This is a genomic window from Massilia genomosp. 1, assembly GCF_011682185.1.
In the GTDB taxonomy this organism is placed as follows: domain Bacteria; phylum Pseudomonadota; class Gammaproteobacteria; order Burkholderiales; family Burkholderiaceae_D; genus Telluria_A; species Telluria_A rubra.
This window is the reverse complement of record NZ_WHJF01000094.1, coordinates 1-19,515: the sequence shown is the minus strand read 5'-3', so window position 1 is coordinate 19,515 and position 19,515 is coordinate 1. Positions and strand designations below refer to the sequence as shown.

General features: G+C 61.8%; 15 protein-coding genes and 1 tRNA gene. 5 read left to right on the top strand and 11 right to left on the bottom strand.

Annotation, left to right across the window (positions count from 1 at the left end; all coding sequences use genetic code 11):
• Window positions 1–142: 142 nt before the first annotated feature.
• From F1735_RS26055 to F1735_RS26020, 7 genes are all read right to left on the bottom strand, one after another.
• Window positions 143–2,083: an aminotransferase class I/II-fold pyridoxal phosphate-dependent enzyme gene (locus F1735_RS26055; protein WP_222853077.1), complete on the bottom strand. Its 1,941-nt coding sequence runs from the start codon at window positions 2,081–2,083 to the stop codon at window positions 143–145.
• Complete coding sequence (locus F1735_RS26050; protein ID WP_093389673.1) at window positions 2,083–2,361, bottom strand: acyl carrier protein; 279 nt, start codon at window positions 2,359–2,361, stop codon at window positions 2,083–2,085. The genes F1735_RS26055 and F1735_RS26050 overlap by 1 nt, the downstream gene beginning before the upstream one ends.
• Before the next feature lie 47 nt (window positions 2,362–2,408).
• Window positions 2,409–3,428, bottom strand: coding sequence for a methyltransferase (locus F1735_RS26045; protein WP_167239640.1), 1,020 nt, complete (start codon window positions 3,426–3,428; stop codon window positions 2,409–2,411).
• A 13-nt stretch (window positions 3,429–3,441) separates the two neighbouring features.
• The gene (locus F1735_RS26040) at window positions 3,442–5,955 is read right to left on the bottom strand and encodes an aminotransferase class III-fold pyridoxal phosphate-dependent enzyme (protein WP_167239639.1); all 2,514 of its coding nucleotides are present in this window, start codon (window positions 5,953–5,955) and stop codon (window positions 3,442–3,444) included.
• 49 nt (window positions 5,956–6,004) lie between these two features.
• Window positions 6,005–8,446 carry a biosynthesis protein PigD gene (locus tag F1735_RS26035; protein WP_167239638.1) on the bottom strand — a complete coding sequence of 814 codons (2,442 nt, stop codon included), beginning with the start codon at window positions 8,444–8,446 and terminating at the stop codon, window positions 6,005–6,007.
• A gap of 52 nt (window positions 8,447–8,498) precedes the next feature.
• Window positions 8,499–12,875, bottom strand: a complete 4,377-nt coding sequence (locus F1735_RS35540; RefSeq protein ID WP_187364365.1) for an FAD-dependent oxidoreductase — start codon at window positions 12,873–12,875, stop codon at window positions 8,499–8,501.
• A 128-nt stretch (window positions 12,876–13,003) separates the two neighbouring features.
• Window positions 13,004–14,152 (bottom strand): acyl-CoA dehydrogenase family protein, encoded by a 1,149-nt coding sequence (locus F1735_RS26020; RefSeq protein ID WP_167239637.1) that lies wholly within the window; start codon window positions 14,150–14,152, stop codon window positions 13,004–13,006.
• Between the two features lie 203 nt (window positions 14,153–14,355).
• Between F1735_RS26020 and F1735_RS26015 the strand changes: the two genes are divergently transcribed.
• Entirely contained in the window at window positions 14,356–14,517 is a 162-nt protein-coding gene (locus F1735_RS26015; protein WP_167239636.1) for a hypothetical protein, read from the top strand.
• Between the two features lie 423 nt (window positions 14,518–14,940).
• Window positions 14,941–15,321 (top strand): hypothetical protein, encoded by a 381-nt coding sequence (locus tag F1735_RS26010; RefSeq protein ID WP_167239635.1) that lies wholly within the window; start codon window positions 14,941–14,943, stop codon window positions 15,319–15,321.
• Between the two features lie 251 nt (window positions 15,322–15,572).
• Here the strand turns inward: F1735_RS26010 and F1735_RS26005 are convergent.
• The 4 genes from F1735_RS26005 to F1735_RS25990 all read right to left on the bottom strand — a co-directional run bounded on the left by F1735_RS26005 (window position 15,573) and on the right by F1735_RS25990 (window position 17,698).
• Window positions 15,573–15,647: transfer RNA gene (locus tag F1735_RS26005), tRNA-Val, on the bottom strand.
• Window positions 15,648–15,684: 37 nt separating this feature from the next.
• Complete coding sequence (dnaQ, locus tag F1735_RS26000; RefSeq protein WP_167239634.1) at window positions 15,685–16,389, bottom strand: DNA polymerase III subunit epsilon; 705 nt, start codon at window positions 16,387–16,389, stop codon at window positions 15,685–15,687.
• Window positions 16,390–16,460: 71 nt separating this feature from the next.
• Window positions 16,461–16,898: a ribonuclease HI gene (gene rnhA, locus F1735_RS25995; protein WP_167080397.1), complete on the bottom strand. Its 438-nt coding sequence runs from the start codon at window positions 16,896–16,898 to the stop codon at window positions 16,461–16,463.
• 26 nt (window positions 16,899–16,924) lie between these two features.
• A complete protein-coding gene (locus tag F1735_RS25990; protein WP_167239633.1) occupies window positions 16,925–17,698 on the bottom strand; it encodes a class I SAM-dependent methyltransferase in 774 nt (257 codons plus the stop codon).
• Window positions 17,699–17,725: 27 nt separating this feature from the next.
• On the opposite strand from F1735_RS25990, the gene gloB reads away from it, so the two are divergent.
• The 3 genes from gloB to F1735_RS25975 all read left to right on the top strand — a co-directional run bounded on the left by gloB (window position 17,726) and on the right by F1735_RS25975 (window position 19,310).
• Window positions 17,726–18,532 carry a hydroxyacylglutathione hydrolase gene (gloB, locus tag F1735_RS25985; RefSeq protein ID WP_167239632.1) on the top strand — a complete coding sequence of 269 codons (807 nt, stop codon included), beginning with the start codon at window positions 17,726–17,728 and terminating at the stop codon, window positions 18,530–18,532.
• A 74-nt stretch (window positions 18,533–18,606) separates the two neighbouring features.
• Window positions 18,607–18,927, top strand: a complete 321-nt coding sequence (locus F1735_RS25980) for a T6SS effector amidase Tae4 family protein (RefSeq protein WP_222853075.1) — start codon at window positions 18,607–18,609, stop codon at window positions 18,925–18,927.
• A gap of 23 nt (window positions 18,928–18,950) precedes the next feature.
• Window positions 18,951–19,310 carry a T6SS amidase immunity protein Tai4 family protein gene (locus F1735_RS25975; RefSeq protein ID WP_222853074.1) on the top strand — a complete coding sequence of 120 codons (360 nt, stop codon included), beginning with the start codon at window positions 18,951–18,953 and terminating at the stop codon, window positions 19,308–19,310.
• The last annotated feature ends 205 nt before the right edge of the window (window positions 19,311–19,515 follow it).

The window sequence follows — 19,515 nt, the reverse complement described above, 5'->3', positions numbered from 1 at the left end:
ATTCGATTGAGGTGCTTCACTTCTTCGCAAAAAACAGGGTAAGCGGTCCTTTGCCGTTCCCATGCATGCACATTGCTATCCGGGACAGGGCGCCTCCCCCCTTGCAGAGGGGGGAGGAAGCGTCAGTCCTTCACCTGACAACCTATCCCCGCACCGCCACCCCCACCTCCTTCGCCGCATCCACCAGGATCTGCGCCGCCTCATCGAGATCATCGGCCGTGTGCTCGCAGCTCACGCTGATGCGCAAACGCGCATCGCCGACAGCGGCGCCGGGGAACACCACGGTCTGGCAATACATGCCGCGTGCCCGCGCCGCGCGTCCAAATTCGAGCGTCTTGCGATCATCGCCGACCACCACCGGGAGGATCGCGCTGGCGGAATGTCCAAGGTCGAACCCGGCTTCCAGCAAATGGCCGCGCAAGTGATGGACGTTGCGCCACAGCTTGCTGATGCGCTGCGGCTCGCGCTCCATCACGTCGATCGCGGCGATCAGGCCGGCCGCGACCGCCGCCGGGATCGTGGCTGCAAACACATAGGAATGCGAATAGAAACGCAGGTAATCGACCACGTCCTCGTCGCCGCAAACGAAGCCGCCGACGCCAGCCAAGGTCTTGCTCATGGTGCCGACTTCCAGGTCCACCGCGCCCTTCATGCCGAAATGCTCGGTGGTGCCCGAACCGGTGCGGCCGAGCACACCGGTGGAATGCGCATCGTCAACCAAGACCCGCGCACCGTATTGCTTCGCCAGCGCGACCAGGCGCGGCAAGTCGACCACATCGCCGTGCATGCTGAACACGCCGTCGGTGGCGATCAGCTTGCCGCCGTCGTGGTCGGCATATTTCTGCAGGATTTTTTCCAGTCCGTCCAGGTCGTGCGGATAAATCTTGCGCGCTGCGCCGGCCAGCTTGCAGCCGTCCTGGATGCTCATGTGGTTCAGCGCATCGGTAAAGATCAGATCGTTCTGCCCGGCCAGCGCGGAAATGCAACCCAGGTTGGCGGAATAGCCGGACGGGTAGACGATACATGCCTGCCTGCCCTTGAGCTTCGCCAGCCGCCGCTCCAGTTCCATGTGCAGCACATTGGTGCCGCCGATCAGGCGGCAGCCGGTATTCGTGGCGCCGTATTCGCGCACGCCCTTGACGATCGCCTCGATCACTTCCGGATGATTCGCCAGGCCCAGGTAATTGTTCGACGCAAACATCAGGAATTCCCGGCGCTTGCCGCTGACCTCGTCGTAGATCACCGCACGGTTGCTGCAGCGCGATTCCAGCGGCATGCCGTACCAGTACAACTGTTCTTGCTGCTTGCGCTGATAGAAGGTATTGAACTCGCGGGCCTTATGGAACAGGTCGCGATGCGGGATGTGGACGAAATCCCTCATCGTCCGAGCGTCGTCCGCTGCCGGCTCTGCCGCCACGGAAAGCGCGCTGGCGTCAGCATGGCTGAGGTTGTCGATGAACTCCGACCACTTCTTTTCTTCCGTCGCCGGCGGCACTGCCATTGCCGGCGCTGGCGGTTCCAGCATGTCCAGGTGTACGAGCGGGCGCAGATGCGCGATGACCCGTGCAATGCTGGTCAACCCTGCGGGAAAGGTGATGGCGGCAATCCCAAGCAACTTGGGAAGCTCGGACAACACGGCTGCCTGAGTAACCGAGTCGATGCCGAGATCGCTCTCGAGCCCGGCATCGGGCACGAGGTCGCCCGGCTTGTAACCGGTGTGCCGGCTGTAGGCGGCGATGACCGCCGTCGTCAACGCATCGGCTGCGTGCTCCGGCACCCAGGGTCGCTGCGGCAAGGCAAGCGTCTTTCCGTCCTGCTCCAGGCATTGCCCGATATGCGCCAGCACGAGCGCAATCGTGTTTGTGTGTTGCGGATTTTGCCGGCCGGGCAGGCCGAGCGCCTTGTAAAGCTCCGCAAGGGTGGTGGCCAGCGTCACCGAGTCGATGCCGAGATCGCTCTCGAAATCGGCATCCGGCACGAGGTCGGCGCGTGCGTAGCCGGTGTGGGTTTGGAACATGTCCAGCACATACGCCTGCAGTCCTGCGGCCGGCGTTGCGATATGGTCGATTACCTGCTCGTTCATCATGCTACCCCCGCTGCCTGTGCCAGTGCCGGCCGGCTTTCGCTTTGCAGGCGCTCGACCAGATCGAGCATGTGCTGCACCGATTTGAAATTGGTCGGGACGACCGCCTTCAGAGGCACCGTCACGCCGGCTTCCCGCCGCAGCAGGTCGACCAGATCGAACAAGGCACTGGAATCGATGATGTTCAATTCCAGCAAGGGCGTGTCCAACGCAAACTGCTGGCACTCGCCGCCAAGGTAGTTCTCCGCGATATACGCAAGAAGCTTGTTTCCTAACATGGTGTCCTCTCGTTAAATGATGTTTTCAGGGTTCTGACAGCCGCTCATTACCGCTTTTCGCCGATGAACAAGGTGCGCGGCCCCGGTATCGCCTGCACCCTGGCATTGACGAAGCCCGCTTCGGTGAAGCGTTGCAGGTATTGCGCGCAGGTCGATTCGATGCCGCCGTCGGTGGACACCAGCATGTTGATTGACAGCAGCGAAGTGAACAGTGGGCCGCTTTCGTCATCGGCCAGCGGGGTCTCGCTGGCGATGAAGGTGCCGCCCGGCGGCAGCGCCTCGTGAATGTGACGCAGGATCTGCATCTGGATGTCCGGCGCATAGTCGTGCAGCATCCAGCCGAGATGAACCAGGTCGTGTTCCCCCTTGGGGATGGTGCCGCTGATGACGTCGCCCGCCACGATCTTGATGCGCTCGGCATAACCGTTCTCGGCGATCTTGTCGCGCACGAAGCTGGTCGCCTGCGGCAGTTCGCAGATGCTCAGGCCAAGCTGTGGATAGCGCGCAGCGACCGCCATCGGCAAGGTGCCGATGCCGCTGCCGATATCCATGAATTTCCTGTAGCCGGAAAAATCGAATCCCTGCAGCATGCCCTCGATAAAGGGTTTTGCGAACATGCCGAGGAATTCCTGGAAATCAACGACATCCTGCGGGTTCTGGTACAGGATGCTGAACCAGCTGCGCTCATCACCGAAAGCCGCCCGACGCTGATCCTTGTCGTCACGCACCCCTTGCGCCGTATGTGACCACAGCGGATACAGGAAGGTATCGATATGGCGACCGAGCCAGCCCAGCCATTGCGCTGAACCACTCACCATGTAGTCGCGCGCCGCCTGAGTGAGGCAGAAACGCTCCTCCTCCTTCGCCAGCAGGCCGATGGCAGTCAAGGCGATCAGCAGGCGCTTGCCGGATTGCAGCGCAATATTGCGGTGCTCGCAAATGGCTTCTGCCGTTGCCGGGCCTTGCTCCAGCGCGTCGAAGACTTTAAGTTCCAGGGCGGAAGTAATCGTCTTGGTCTTGAAAAATCCCATCATCAAGTCAACGATCTGCTCTTTATTCATTTCCATGTAACGGTTCCCATTAATTTAAAAAAGTGGACATGTCTTCGCAGACGGTCGCGAACGAACGCACGAAGTGATCGATTTCTTCCCGGCTGATCACCAGCGGCGGCTGGATGCGGATCACGGTCGAACTATTGGCCGTGACGAAGGTGAGGATGCCGTGGTCATTGCTGAGCTTGGTGACGAAGCGCATGCAGAACATCTCGGCCAGCGACTCTTCCATCTTGCTCATCGCAGCGGCCAGGTGCTGCTTCACTTCATCGGGGAAGAAACGGTAGGTCAGGTGCCAGTCGCCCGGCAGGCGGGTGCCGAATTCGCGTGCGCAGGCTTCCACCGCGCCCGCGAAATCGTTGTCGAGCTGAATGCCGAGCATCAGGCCGCGCCCGCGCACTTCGGCGATGAACGGATAGTGCTCGGTGGCTTTTTCCAGCTCCGCCTTGAAGTAGGTGCCCAGTTCGTCCGCGCGTTCGGCCAGACCCTGCTGGTGCAGGCCGTCGAGCGCGGCCAGGCCGGCGACCGCGGCGATGTTGCAGCCACCGAAGGTGGATGTGTGCAGCAGGAAACGGCCCATGGTGCCGTAGGCGGCATCCCATACCTGCGCGGTGCTGAGCGTGGCGCCGATCGGGATCAAGCCGCCCGACAGCGATTTCGCCAGCACCATGATGTCCGGCTCAAGTCCTTCCCACTCGCTGGCGAACATGCGGCCGGTGCGTCCCAGCCCGGTCTGGATCTCGTCGACGATCAACAGCGTGCCGGTCTGACGGCAGATCTCCTGCGCCGCCGCCAGGTAACCGGGTGGCGGCATCTTGACGCCACCCTCGCCCTGGATCGGTTCGACAATGTAGGCCGCCACCTCTCCGGAGTTCAATTCGCTGCGCAATGCCTCGAGATCGCCGAAAGCGACGCCGACACAGTCCGGCACCAGCGGCCGGAAATGCTTCTTGTGCTTTTCGCGGCCGGTCACCGACAAGGCGCCCAGCGTCTTGCCGTGGTAACTGTTTTGCGCGTACACGAAGCGTGTGCGGCCGGTGGCGGCGCGCGCCAGTTTCAGCGCCGCCTCCACCGCTTCGGTGCCGGAGTTGCTGAAGAACACACGCTCGAGTTCGCCGGGCGCAATCGCGCACAAGCGCTCGGCCAGCTTTGCGGTCTCCTGCGGCAAGGACACGTATTGCACGAAGTTGGGCGTCGAATCGCTCAGGAACTTGCGGATCGCCTCGGTCACGATGCGCGGATTGTGGCCGAGGTTCAGGCAACCGTAACCGGACACCATGTCGAGGAATTGCCGGCCTTCGGTATCGGTCAGCGTGCATTGCTCGGCGCGATCGAACACATGATCGCAGCGCTGCATGCCGAGGAAGTCGGCCAGCATGGGATTGATGTGGCTGCGGTAGCGCTGCAGCGTCTGCGTACGACGCTGTTCGCCGCCATCGGCGGGTGCCGCAGCAGACTCCTGGCGCCGGTGATAACGCGCCAGGCCGCTGATGATTTTCTCATTGATGCGCTCACCCCAGGACGCCAGCGGGAATGCGTAAAAGCCGTGGCGCTCAGCCAGCGCACCGATCTCCAGCACCTTTTCCGGCTCCAGCGTGCGCCCGATGGAAAAGCACTCGGCGCGCCCTTCCAGGGCCAGCACCATGGTCTCGGTCAGGCAGCCATTGATCTGCTGCTTGATCGCCATGTTCAATGATTCCCCGCCCAGCTTCACCTGCGGCGACGCGGTCATGCAGCCGCCGTCGATCACCAGCGTGTCGGTACGTGGCGGCGCGCTGCGGAGCGCATCGCGCGGCAAGGCAATATCGACCACGATCGAACCCGGCAGCAGGCGCGCCTCGTCGATCACGTCGCCGGACGAGGTAGCCGATGCAAAGAGGCGGTTGTTCGCATAGCAGTCGTCGATGCTCTCGCGCAGCGTCACCTGCGCATGCCATTTTGCCGGCAGGTGTTCCAGCAATTCTTCCCGACTGGCGCTGCCGCTGCGGTACAACAGGTCGAGGCGACAGCCTTGCGCCAGCAGCAGTTTCGCCAGCGACAGGCAGATCGAGCCGGGGTAACCGACAATCGCCACCTGCGCCTCCTGCGGGCCTAGTTGCAGCCATTCGAACACCTGCAGCAGGGCCTTGTAAGCGGCATAGGTCGTGAGCGAATTGCCGCTGGTGACCGGCAGGCTGGCGCGCTCGGCGGTGACAAGGCCGCGCTTGCCGATGATGGACGTGAAGCCTCCGAGGCCGACCAGCTGTGCGCCCTGCTTGCCCAGCGTATCGATGCCTTCGAAGATGCGTTCCTGCACCTCGCGCGCCGACGCCAGCATTTCATCGGCGGTCAGCGGCAGGTAGTGTACGATGCCTTCGCAGGTGGCGCCGGCGGCGGAACGGATCTGGCCGAAGTCGACGAAGGGAACCATGTTTTCGCGGCGCCACAAGTCACGTTGGTAGCCGCTTTGCAGGTCTTTCGATTGACGCTGCAGCAGGTCGAGCATCTTCACGTAACGCTTGAGTCCGACCGACGTCGGATGTGCGATGAATCCAAATTTCATTGTTTTTCCTGATGCTGGTTTCATATGGGGATCATTCATTTAGCCGCCGTCACGCGATCAAGGGCGCATCGTCCGCCACGGCGGCCGGCTCACTGTGCATTTCATCGCGCTGCCAGCCCGTCGCCGTCGCCAGGCTGATCCCGTCGCCTTCGTTGTTATGCCCGACCACCACCGAGAACAGATTGATGCGCCCCGGCTTTTGCAGCGCCTCGGCCAGCATGTCGGCGTCGAAGCTGTCGAGCGTGCGCGCGCAGACCTGCAGACCGCAGATGTCTTCTTCCCAGTCCGCGGACATCAGGTTCACCAGACGCATCTGGCGCGAGGTGCGGTTGAACAGGATGCGCTCCTGGTAGGTGCTGATTACCGAGTGGCCGCCGTTCATAAAGTAGAAGACGGTGAAGTTCTTGCGCATGCGGTCCGGATAATTGAGCGCGTTCTCGATAAAGCTCGGCAGAATGTCGGGCACGAGGCCCTTGGCGCCGTCGCCGATGAAGGCGACCACGTTGGTGCCGCTGGTGTAGGCGACGCTCAGCGTGGCCTGCAGCGCATCGCCCATCAGCGCCCGTCCGTACCAACCGGAAAAGCCGCGCCGGGTGCGCGCGACATTGCGGACCGCCGAGATGCCGCAGCGGCCGACGTCGTACAGGCCGGTGTAGTCGTAAGCGCGCTCGACGATCAGCTTTTCCACCAGGTGATTGAGGCGCGCGAAAAAATAGTTCGGGCTCATCGGTGTCGCCGGCAGTTTGCTTGCCACATCCGACGGCGTGTCCGGCACCGACGCCATCAGCTGGCAGCGGCGTTCGCGCAAGGCCGGCGACACGTCGAGGTGGCGCTCCACATGGCGCAGGAAGCTACGGTAGTCCATCACCAGCCCATGGTCGGTATAGGGTGACATGTGTGCGGCGTTGCGGGTCAGTTGCACGATGCTCAGCTTGCGCGCCAGCCGGCCTTCCGAAAACGGCGTACTGACCTGCCCAAGCTTGCTTTTCATGAAGAACAGGCATTGCTGCGACTGCGGATTGAGCTTGTCCCTGGTATGCAAGTAGTTGTACACGCGCGGACTGTAGCCGTACACTGCCAGCGTGCCGAGGTAATTGGGAATGCGCTTGCCGTCGCGGTACTTCGGCACCGAACCGGGATGGGTGAGGGAGTCGGTCAGCGCGATGCCGGCACGCTGCGCGATCGACAAGGTCAACGCCAGTTCTTCCTCATCCATCGGCCCGCATTGCCACAGCAGCCGTTCCGGCCCCTGGTTGATGATCTGCATCACGTCCTGCAACACATCCTGCACCGCCTCGTCGGGCGCTGCCATGCACGCGTTGAGCGCGGGTGCAAACAGCGCCGGATCGAGTTCGTCGCCGGCGTCGAGCACTGCCTGCGTCGCCAACAGCACCACCGGCCCCTGCCCTGCGTCGTACAGCGCCACTGCGCGTCGAAGGTCTTGAGCGATATTGCCGGCGTCTTCCATGTACACATAAGGAATGCCGCGCGCCTGCAGCACCGCACGCGTATCCTCGTCGCGGGAAATCGTGCCCTGGAACGCAAACCACTGGCTGGCACGGTTTTCCGCGCAGACGATGAAGCCCTTGGCGCGCGCCTCGCGCAGGTTGGCGAGCGTACCCCGGAATTCGTCGATCATGCCGCTGGTAACGATCACTGCGAACGGCTTCTTGTAAAGCTGCCAGTTGGCCAGCGCGCCGCAAGCCAGGCTGTGTTCGCTCGGTCCACGTAGCACCAGCGCGCCAAGCCGGTTCGCTTCCACCTCAAAATAATTGATCAGATTCGACACCAGCGAACCGGTGAAGTAAAAACCGAGCCAGTCACTGCCGGCGCGCGCGGACAGGAAGCCGGTCAGGAAGCCGGCCAGCGTATTCCTGCGCAGGCCGCGTGTGTCGGTCTTGGCGCGGCGATTGACATAACTGAGTTCGAGAAAATCCATCCACAGGCAGAGCAACTCCGTCTGCAGCACCGCCCTGTCGGACGGCAGGATGCATTCGATGTATTCCATCGGCTGGTAGCGGATGCGGGTCTCTTGCGGCGAGGTGAATACCGCCGTCGAAAACGACGAGCACAATGCCGGCACTGCCGCCTCCTGCAAGCGCGCGTGGAAGCTGACGAGCTGCTCATCGATTTCCTGCGGGCTGATGCCATCGTACAGCGGATCGGCGTAATCGATGAACAGCATGCCAATCTGGAAGCCGCCCTGCGTCGGCGCGGCGGTAATTTTGTCGAACGCCGCCTCCAGACTGTCGGCTTGGATCACCTTGATCGCCAGGCGTTCCCGACGCGCGGCGAGGAAGCGCACCGCCTTGTCGCACGCCTCGCGATATACCGGGTTCGACACCGACTGCGTTGGTGCATAGTCGATGTCGGCATCAATTTCCACATGCTGGAATACCTCGCCGCGCACATCGTTCAACACACTGAAACCGGTTTCAAAGAACGCGCGGCGGCGCGTGACAACAACCACGCCTATAGCCGTCATATCCATACTTTTGTCCTTTAGTGGAAAATTGAAATCTGCGGAGATCACTACCGAATGTTTATGCGATCGCTCTCTGCTCGAGCAGCGCTTGGTCGGTATCGGCAACGCGTTCCTCGATGCGCACCACGCCGCCGTCACCGTCGAGGTAGATCAGGTCGCCGGTGCGTATGGTCTGGGTCGCCTGCTTCGCATTGACGACCGCCGGAATACCGAACTCGCGCGACACGATGGAGCTGTGCGACAAGACCGAGCCGATGTCTGCGACCACCCCGGCCGCCAGCACGAACAGCGGCGTCCACGATGCATCGGTAAAGCGTGCCACCAGAATTTCGCCCTGGCGGAATTCGCCCGCCTGGCGGTTGAGGTCGGTGATCACGCGGGCGCGCCCCACCGCCACGCCGGGGCTGGCGCCGAGGCCATGCAGCAGGTCGCCCTGCGCCGCGTCCAGCAACACCTGATCGTCGCGCTGCGGCACATGGCCGCCGATCAGCGCCATTGGCGGTTCCTTCAGGCGCTCGTTGAGCAGATGCTGCTGACGGTTGCGCGCAATCAGTTGCGGAGCAAATGCCTGCTGCGCCGTTTTGCGCCCGGCCACGTAATCGCGCAATTCGTTGAAATCGATGTACGGCAGGTCCTGTATGCCAGAGACACCCTCCGCCTCGACGCGGCGCAGCACCTCGACGATGATTTTGCGGTAGAACCAGGTCTCGGCGATGAAGGTCGGACGCGTCGCTTCGCGCCGTTCCGCCATCTTCGCGTAGGCGGCGATCACAAAGCGGAATGCCATCCTTGCCTTGAGCGGCAGTTTGTCCAGCAACTGCCGCGTGTCTTCTTCGCGCGCCTTGCCGATCGTCGCCAGACGCGCTTCAAGCTGCACATCGCTGCTCAGGTACAGACGGATGATTTGCAGCAGATAGCTCGGATCGTCGTTCCAGCGCGGAATGCTCAGTTCGAATTCCTGGCGACCGCGCGAACCGAAGTCCGCCAGGAAGGCGCCAAAATCGTCGTTCCAGAAACGGCGCCCCTCTGCATGCTGCTGCAAGGTATCGGCCAACTGCGCCAGCGGCGTCTCCAGGAACAGTGCGCGCAGCACCGGCAAGCGCTCGACGCGCGCTGCCAGTTCGCACACGCCACGCGTCACCTCGATGGTACGCAGGTTGTTCATCGATGCCTTGATGCGGTTCTGCAGCCCTTTTCCTTCGTTCCCCAGCCACTTCTCGCACAGCTCCGCCAGCGCATCGTACAGCGCGAACGATTGCAGGAAGAACGGCATGTAGGCAGCACAGGATTCGAGGAAGTAGCGGTCGATGCGCTGCAGTTCGGCATCGAGCTGCGGCAGGCTCATCTTCTCGAGCTCGAGCTTGCGGAAGCGCCCGCTTTCGCGCTGGCGCAAGGCGATCATCTTGCTCACCGTGCCGCCAGCGGTCGCCATATTATGCACCTGGCATGCCAGCCAGTAGAGGCTGCTCTTGAAAAACTGGAACCCGGACACCGGTTCGCCGTAGGGATTCTTGTAGTGCGTGAAGTCGACGTCGGCTGTCGCGTAGCGCCGCGTGAACTTCATCGGCTCGTGCGTGGGAGGGCATTGCGTCAGCAGGCGCGCCGATGCGGAGATGTTCAGGTACACATGACCCTGCAGGTAGCCGACGTAATACTGCGCACTGCCGATGTCGAGCAAGCCCATGGTCTTGACTGCCGGGCCATGCACGTGGTGCTGGTAGAAGCGGGTGAAGGACAGTCCGAGCGGCGTCATCAGCCCGGTCAGGATTTCGCCGGTGTCCATGCGCGAAAACATCGTGTTGTCGCGCACCTGCTGATTGGTTTCCTGCTCGTCGCCGTACAGCTTAGCGGCGATGGAAGCAGTCACCGTGATCGGCCGCGCCTGCAGTATCGAGATACTGTCATCCTTCAGTGCCCATTCGATATCGAGTTCGCAGCCGTAATGGCGGCGAATGCGTGCGGCACAGGCCGCCAGTTCGGATGCCTGCATATCGCTCAGGCTCGGCTGATCAACGAATTGCGGCGCTACCTCCTGCATCGCGACGCCATCTGCAGTGTACGCACACATCACCGGCTTGGCCCGGACAAACCGTTCCATCAGCGCATGACTGTCGCTGTCCATCACATAGGTATCGGTGCTCGCCTGGCCCGACACCACGCCCTCGCCCAATCCCCAGCAAGATTCGATCACCGTGCGTCCGGCAGCGCCGCTGATCGGGTCGGCGGTGAACAACACGCCGGCAGCATCGGCAACGATCATCTGCTGGATCACCACCGCGATGCCGCCGTCGGCCCGCTTGCGCCCCTGGTAGGCATGCGCGCGTTCGTTCCACAGCGACGCCCAGCAACGCTTGACGCAATCGAGCAGCGCGCTCTCGCCCTCCACGTGCAGGAAGGTGTCGTACTGGCCTGCAAATGATTGTGCATCGCCATCTTCATTGACGGCGGAGGATCGCACCGCGACCGGGCCGCTACCGAGTTCGCGATAGGCAGCGACGATCGCATCCTGCAGCGCGGGCGGCAACGGCGCTTGCGCAATGCGAGCGCGGATGTCGGCGCAGCTGTCGCGGTCGACCTTGTCCATGCCGTCGATCCAGGCCGCCAATCCGGATGCCTGCAAAAAAGCATGACAGGCATCGACCGTCACGCAATAGGCGCGTGGCACCGGGAAGCCGGCGCCGATCAAGGTATTGAGCGAGTTAGCCTTGCCGCCGAAATGCTGCACGCCGGTCGCAGGGTTGCCGGCAATTTCCATCACATGCAGGCCGGAAGGCAGTGCTTGCGCCACCATCGTATCGGCCGCCGTGCGCTGCAGGTATGCCTGCGCCTGTTGTGCCGCAGCGAACCCTGCGCTCACTGCGCTCTCCAGGTTGCCGATGCCGACGCTGTCCTGGTTCGCAAAGGAAACCCCACCCACCGGCTGCGACGCCTGCACAAACAGGTCGGCTTTCATTTGCCCGCGCGTGGCGACCACCAAGGCACGCGACCAACGCCAGATCCGGATGTCTTCCACCTCGTCAGTGGATAGTCCCTTCGCCTGCAGCATTTCCGACACTTCTTGCAAGGTCGCCTGCTGCAGCTGCGCAAAATCTGTCTTGCCGAGTTTGCCCTGGTCGAGCTGTTCCGCCACCGGCTTCAGCAAGGTCAGCACACCGGCTTTCTTGCCGTCGTCGCGGTCCAGCCAGTTGGCGACCACGCACACCCTGCTGCGGCACCAGGCCAGCGGCGCAGCGGCGGCGGTATCGCCTTCGATCACATAGCCGCCGAAGTAGTCAGTCCAGGCAGCGCTGCGCAGGTAGACGTTCGCGATGCAGTAGTCGCGGTGCTGGATCTGGCGCATCGCATGCTGCTGCTGCGCCGGCAAACCGGCAACCGCATCGAGTGCTGCATGCTTGGGCGCGGCCCACACCACCGCGCCGGCGCTGACCTCGCTCTGCACGCCGCCACGTTCAAAGGTGATGCGGTAACGTTCGCCATCACGCGCAACCGTCTGCACGCGCGCACCGCTTTCAATACGGCAGTTGCCACGCTCGCGCAACGCCGCCTGCAGACGTTCGCTGAGATAACCGTTCCCGCCGGGGAAGGTCACCAGCGTGCCATACAAGTAGCCGACCAGGAAGTGCAGCCCGACATAGGCGGACACATCCGCCGCCGACAGACATTCCACTTTCAGGGTCGTCTCGACCGCATCGCGCACCAGCGGGCCGAACTTCGCATCCGGCACCAGCGCCGTTGGCAGCCGCGAACGCGCTTTCTCATCGAACAATAGTTCGGCCAGCGACATCGAGTCGAACTGTTCCATCTCCTCGCGCGTCCAGCCGCATCCGGCTTGCCACGGTAGCGCCGGATACTTGCCGCCATCCTTGCTGAAGCGCTGCAGGTAGGCATAGAGTTCCGCAAACACCGGATCGCCCAGCTTCTTCGGCGCCGCGATGAATTTCTTGCCGCGCAATGCGGCGCCGAGCAGCGTGCATGTCAGTCCATACATCGCCGGGTTCAGCAACTCCTTCGGCTGCTTCAGCAGCCCCAGCGTGACCTCCCCCAGACCGCGCAGCAGATGGCGTGTGTTGAACAGCACGAATTGACTGTCGCCGGTGGAGCGCCAGGCATTGGACAAGCCGAGCCCGCTCAGCAATTGCGCCGTGTCCGAACCGGGCACCGGCTCCTGGAAGCAGCTGCCTGCTGTGGCGAAGCGTAGTTCACCGCGCTGCCCGCTGCGCGCCGCGCCGCCCACCGTGCCCTCCCGCTCCAGCACCAGCACGCTATGGCCAGCAAGCTTCCAGGCTGCCGCGAGGCCGGACAGCCCGCCGCCGACCACCACCACGTCGCAAGCACCGACCGCTTCGCCTTCCCGTACACCGCTATCGTCCGCAACGGGAATGGCCGCTGCACCTTCTTCATAATCCTTGCTGGGGAACTTTTTCTGCGTTGCCATTTTCCGTCTCTACCTTTTTCTGGGTTGAACAGCTGCCTTCAAAAAGCCAGCTTTGCAGGACCGTTGGATTACAACTAAGCACGGACAAGCGATGTGTCCGGCGCGTATGCGAAACCGAATGATTCGGGCTAACGCAGCCCCATGTGCCGTGCGATGAACTCGCGCTGTATTTCATTGGTGCCGGAGAAGATGCGCGCCGGTAGTGCATCGAGCAGCAAGCGATCGATGCCGGTCTCGCTGCAGACACCGGCGCCACCAAAGATCTGTATCGCGTCCAGCCCGCATTGCACCGCGCACTCGGACACCCACAGCTTGCTTTGTGCGATCGCCTCGTCATGCGGCAGGCCCTGATCATAGAGCCAGCCGGCGCGGTACAGCATCAGGCGCGATGTTTCCAGGCGCAGCTTGAAGTCGACCAGCCGGTCCGACACCGCCTGGTTGTGTCCTATCGGACGGCCGAACTGCTGACGTTCGCGCGCATGCGTGACGCATTGCCCAAGCACGCGCTCCATCGCGCCGACATAGGCGGCAAACAGGCAGCCGCGCTCCCAGATCATGGAGTCCTGGAAGATGGTCGCGCCCGCGCCTTCGTCGCCCACGCGCGCCCAGACGGGTACTCTGCAGTCGTCCAGGTGGACGCTGCCCCAGGGCGAGGTGCACAGGCCCGACTTGCGCTCACCGGTCGTCACTGTGAGGCCATGCGTTCCGCGCGGGATCAAAAAGGCGCTGATACCGAAATAGGATTGCTGCGCATCGGTCTTCGCATACAGCAGGAAGACATCGGCCACCGGCGCATTGGTGACGAAACATTTTTCGCCGTTGAGGATGTAGTGCTCGCCGTCGCGCCGCGCGCTGCTGCGCATTGCGAATGCGTCGGAACCGGAGCCGGGCTCGGTGATCGCATTGGCGGCAATCAGGCTGCCTTTCGCCATACCAGACAGGTAGCGCTCGTGCAGCTCGCGCGAGCCATGGCGCCACAGCGGCACAGCGCAAGCGAACATGTGTGCGCACAAGGAGAACACCAGCCCCATGTCGACGCAACCCTGGCCGAGCGCCTCCACCGCGAGCATGGTATCGAGCGCACCAAAGCCGGAACCGCCCCACTCTTCAGGCAAGGGCAAACCGGCCAGGCCGATCTCTGACGCCTGCGTCCACTTGTTGCGGTCGAAATGGGAAGACGCGATGCGTTCGCTGGCCGAGGCGGACAACACGTCGCGGGCAAAACGATGGATGTGTGAAACAGATTCTTGCTGCTCGCTGCTGAGACGAAAATCCATGCACGACCCTATATTTGGTGCAGCGGCAATAGCGGCTGCACATGTTTTTATTGAAAACTCCCTGGCAATGCATCATCACGCCTGCACGATCCGTACCGCTACAATTGCACTGTGCTACTGCCTAAAGAGCCTGTTCGAGATCTCTTAACCTGGAAACGGCAGTTGAGCGCTCAATTTCGAAGCGCTTCCATCTGGAGGTCCGCATGAGCATTGACTTTCGCTGCTTCGATACCGTTCACCAGTTCGGTGAGAGCGCTACAGGGTCGATTGCCCGCTTTGTCGGCGCCCTGGCTGCGTTGTTCGTCGTAGCAGAACGGGCCACACAAACGCGGCGCAACGCCGTAGCGCGCCCATCAGGTGCGTGAAAACCGGGAAATTGATTCCGACCACATCCTAAGCACTTTAGCGCCGCGAATATTAGAATAACAACATTGCGCAGCATCAATTTGATAAATATCAAACTAAGTGAAGATTTAACGAAATTGGGCGTGATTCAAAAAAGTCACTTTTTGGTAACGGATGCCGGGCATATTCCTTCCACTCAAGCAATGGAATTTCAGCATTCCGGAAGTGCGTCCAGGAGGCGAGATGCCTCCGGTTGATCAGGCTAGCTGTGGCTGAAGCGGGCCCAGGCCAAGGAGCGTGAGCCAGTGGGAATGGTCTTGGCCGGGCATCGGCTGGGCCGGACTTTTACCGACTCGCTGCGAGACACGGCTTCGAAGGTAACACCGATGATTCAGGAAGAACCGCAGCAGGTCTAGGTATGAACCGCCGAGTTGGCGGCCACCGTGACCTCGCGCGCAGTCAGTTTTCGGGAGATGAGCGTATCGGCGGAGGCAGCTTTCGTGGATGGAGAAGCGAAAGATACAGCCAAGTCAGATGCGGGGCTGAGACAGATCGACCTGCGCAATGGCGCCTTGACTGCGCTGCAAGCGCAAACATCGTTCACTGGAAACGGCCCGGAACTGGTTTTTCACAATCCGACTTATGGCACGCAGTGGGAGGGAGACAAACCAATTCATCGGCGCTGGCGTCGCATCCTCAAGCAGGCGGGTGTGCGCTACCTGAATCCATATCAAACCCGGCATACGTTCGCTTCAAGCTTGCTCATGCTTGGGAGCTGCCGCTCTACGTCGCATCACAAATGGGGCACACGGACACCACCTTGATCACCAGAACCTACGGAAAATGGATCAGGTCAGGACAGGACGATGGCAAAAGGGAAGGACTGTTGCAGATGTATGCCCGTACCGGACAGTGACAGCAAACGCAGGAGCTAAGATGATTTTGACTTGACGAGCGGCACGACAGATAGAACTGTGCAGTTGGCTCAAATCTGGACACAGCCCCAAATTTGCCCCATCTCCGTGCCGAAATCAGATGAGCCTGTTGTAAGGCCCTGATTTTTAATGAAATCTAATGGTGGGAAGTGCAAGTTTCGAACTTGCGACCCCTGCAGTGTGAATGCAGTGCTCTACCCCTGAGCTAACCTCCCGAAGCGGGGCGTATTATGACATACGTTTCGCAAAACGTCACGCTTCTGCGTAATTTCTCCAAATACAGTTTCCCTTGACCGCCTTGTCCAGCCCGCCCAGCACGCTGTCGTGCTCGGCCAGCTCGTCCGCGCTGGCGGCCAGCACGATCACCTCGGCCAACGCCACCGCCTCCAGCAAGCCGCCGCCCTCGCCCGCCTCTTCCTCGACATCCATCGACAGGCTGTTCTGCCCGCGCGTCATCGACAGGTACACATCGGCCAGCAACTCGGCATCGAGCAAGGCCCCGTGCAGCTTGCGGTGCGCGTTCGACACGCCATAGCGGTCGCACAGCGCATCGAGCGAGTTGCGCTTGCCTGGATGCATTTCCTTGGCGTTGACCAGGGTATCGATCACCCCGCTGCAATGCTCGGTGAAGGTCGGCAGCCCGAGCAACTTGAACTCGTTGTTCAAGAACCCCAAATCGAAGGGCGCGTTATGGATGATGACTTCGGCACCCTGTATGTACTCGCGCAATTCCTGGGCGATGTCGGCGAACTTGGGCTTGTCGCGCAAGAATTCCGTGGTCAGGCCGTGGACCGCCAGCGCGCCCTCTTCCGAATCGCGCTCCGGGTTGATGTAACGGTGGAAGTTATTCCCCGTCAGCATACGATTATGCAGTTCGACGCAGCCCACCTCGATGACGCGGTCGCCCGTGCGAGGATTCAGGCCGGTGGTTTCGGTATCGAGGACAATTTGGCGCATGGCAATCTGAAAATGAAATGAAACAAGGCGCGCAGTATAGCAAAAGCGCACGCGCCCCCGCCGGAGCCCGCTCAGCGGCGCACCGTCTCCACGCCGCGGTTGGCCAGCACATCGGCGCGCTCGTTGCCCGGATGCCCATTGTGTCCGCGCACCCACTTCCACTCCACGGCGTGCTGCGCCTGGGCCAGGTCGAGCGCCTTCCACAGGTCTTCGTTCTTGACCGGCTCCTTCGCCGCGGTTTTCCAGCCGCGCGCCTTCCAGCCGTGGATCCATTCCGAAATGCCCTTCTGGACATACTGGCTGTCGGTGTGCAACACCACTTCGCACGGCCGCGTGAGGATGGAGAGCGCCTCGATCACGGCGCGCAACTCCATGCGGTTATTGGTGGTGTTCAATTCGCCGCCGCAGATTTCCTTCTCGTGGCCATCGGCCACCAGCAAGGCGCCCCAGCCGCCGGTGCCCGGATTGCCCTTGCACGCACCGTCGGTATAAATCTCTACTTTACTCATCCTGGCTTTCCCTACTTTCGCTGTCTTTACTTCCGATTGGTGGCAGGCACCGCTTGCGGCGCCGACGCCGATTTTTTATTCCAGGCCGGACCGATCATGGTCATGCCCTTGATCCGCTTGATCGCGTGTACCATGTACACCGCTCCCAGATACGGCCACCAGCGCTGCCCGGCCGGCTCCATGAACGCATAGCGCTCCAGCCATTGCGCGGTGCGGCAAGGCGGCGCGTAACAGCCGAAATGGCTGCGGCTCACGCCCAGATTAAGCAATTTTAACCAGTCTTTCATACGCGGCATAGAAATGAATTCCCCCGCCACCGGCAAATAGGGCGAGCGCGTCACCCTGCGCAAACCCTGGCGCATGCCCCACAAACTGGCCGGATTGAAGCCGCAGATGATCAACTGGCCCTCGGGAATGAGCACCCGCTCGACCTCGCGCAGCACCTGGTGCGGCTCGGCCGCGAATTCGAGCACATGCGGCATCACCACCAGGTCCAGGCTTTGCGAAGCGAACGGCAACTCGGCAAAATCGAGCGCCACAGCAATCTGGCGCTTGCCCGCGCCCAGCGCCACCTGCTCGCGCGACGAGGTGCGCGTGGCCGCCTGCCATTTGTTGGGCATGCGGTTGGCGGCCAGCGCGTCGATCTGCGGCAGGCCGATCTGCACCGCGTTATAACCGAAGATATCGGCCGTCAGCTCGTCCAGACAAGCCTGTTCCCACGCGCGCACGTAAGCGCCGGCCGGCGTTTGCAGCCAGCCGTCGAGCGCTATAATGGACCTTTCGGATGCCGCGCTATCCATGCCACCCCCTATGCCGACAGCTTCACTATGACCAATCCGACGCAGCGCCCCTTGAGCGTGCTCGCCGTCCCCGCGTTCAAGGACAATTACCTGTGGCTGATCCACGATGGCGTCCACGCCGCCGTGGTCGACCCCGGCGACGCCGCGCCCGTCATCGCGGCCCTGGTCGCGCATCATCTCACGCTCACCGCCATTTTACTCACCCATCACCATGCTGACCACATTGGCGGCGTACCGGGCCTGCTCGCGCACGCTTGCGCCCCAGTTCCCGTGTACGGCCCGCGCGCCGAAGCCATCGCCACGGTCACCATGCCGCTCGACGATGGCGACCTGGTCGAGGTGCCCGGCCTGGCGCTGGCCCTGCGCGTGCTGCTGGTGCCGGGCCACACCCTGGGCCACATCGCTTTCCTGCGCGAACAGGCCGCCGCACACTGGCTGTTCTGCGGCGACACGCTCTTTGCCGGCGGCTGCGGGCGCCTGTTCGAAGGCACGCCCGCGCAAATGCGCGCCTCGCTGGCCCGCTTCCTGGTCTTGCCCGACAACACCGCCGTGTATTGCGCGCACGAATACACCCTCGCCAACCTGCGCTTCGCCGCCGCCGCCGAGCCGGGCAACGCGCTCATCTCCGAGCGCATCGGCGCCGAGACGACCAAGCGCGAGCGCGGCATTCCCACCGTCCCGACCAGCATCGGGCTGGAAAAAGCCACCAATCCTTTCCTGCGCGATGAGCAGCCCGGCATCATCGCCAATCTGATTGCCCTCGGCAAACTGGACCAGCAAGCCGCGCCCGGCGCCGCCTTCGCCGCCCTGCGCGCCTGGAAAAACACCTTCTGACACAGTCTGGCATTGGCACAAGACGGCGCCAGCCTGCGCGCTGCAAGGTCGGCAACACGACCAGCGCTTACGCGGTGCGCCTCTACGAGCGCTTGGCCCGGCACCGGCTGGACAGCGGCGCCGATCAAATGCAGTACATCTACCGCGTGGACGATATGATGCGGTATCTCGAAGACACTCTTGGGAAGCCAGACAAGACAGCAAAATCCCCCAAAACGTCCGACTTCACCGACATGAAAGGCATCATCGTCGTCAAAGGCCACGGATGGGGCAATGCAAAAGGCCATGTCACTTTGGGGGACGGGACGCAGTGTGCCGACAGTTGCCATCTCATGAGCGACCCAGACAACGGTACGTTCGTGCCGGATACCGCCTCAATATGGATTCTGGAATGAGGGCAAGCGCCGTCGCTCTGACATTGGCACTGGCCCTGCCCGCCCATATTAGCGCGCAAGGTCGGCAATTAAAACCGATGACGGAGAGCTATTCCCAAAAAAACTTGCTCAAGAACTGGACATTCAGCGCGTGCCTGGCGATGAACGCCAAAGATGCCGCCACCAAAGCCGATGCCAACGCAGCGGCGAGCGCTTACATGGAATTTGGCCGGCAGCGTATCGAAGCATACGATGCGCTGAGAAAGCTGGCGGAGAAGTATGCAAGCCTGAGCTATAGCGGCTCCATCCCCTCCGAGTTCAATACAATGAAATGCATTGACCTGTTCCACAGTAGCGAGCTAGACCGGTTAGTCACTACATTGACAAAGCCGGAGCGCCCTTGAAAGATAAGGTAAGGATTCGTCCATAAATAAGTAACATCCCTGCTTTTCACAGGGAAGAATACGGACCGCGAGAAAAACAGTAACTGTTTAGCCCTGACCGTTGTAAACGCGCAATTGTAAACATTCCGATATCCGGGCATGATGCCGGTCATGGTAAAACTTGCCCCTCTTCCCGACCTCTCGACTCTCTCGCATCCCGAAAAAG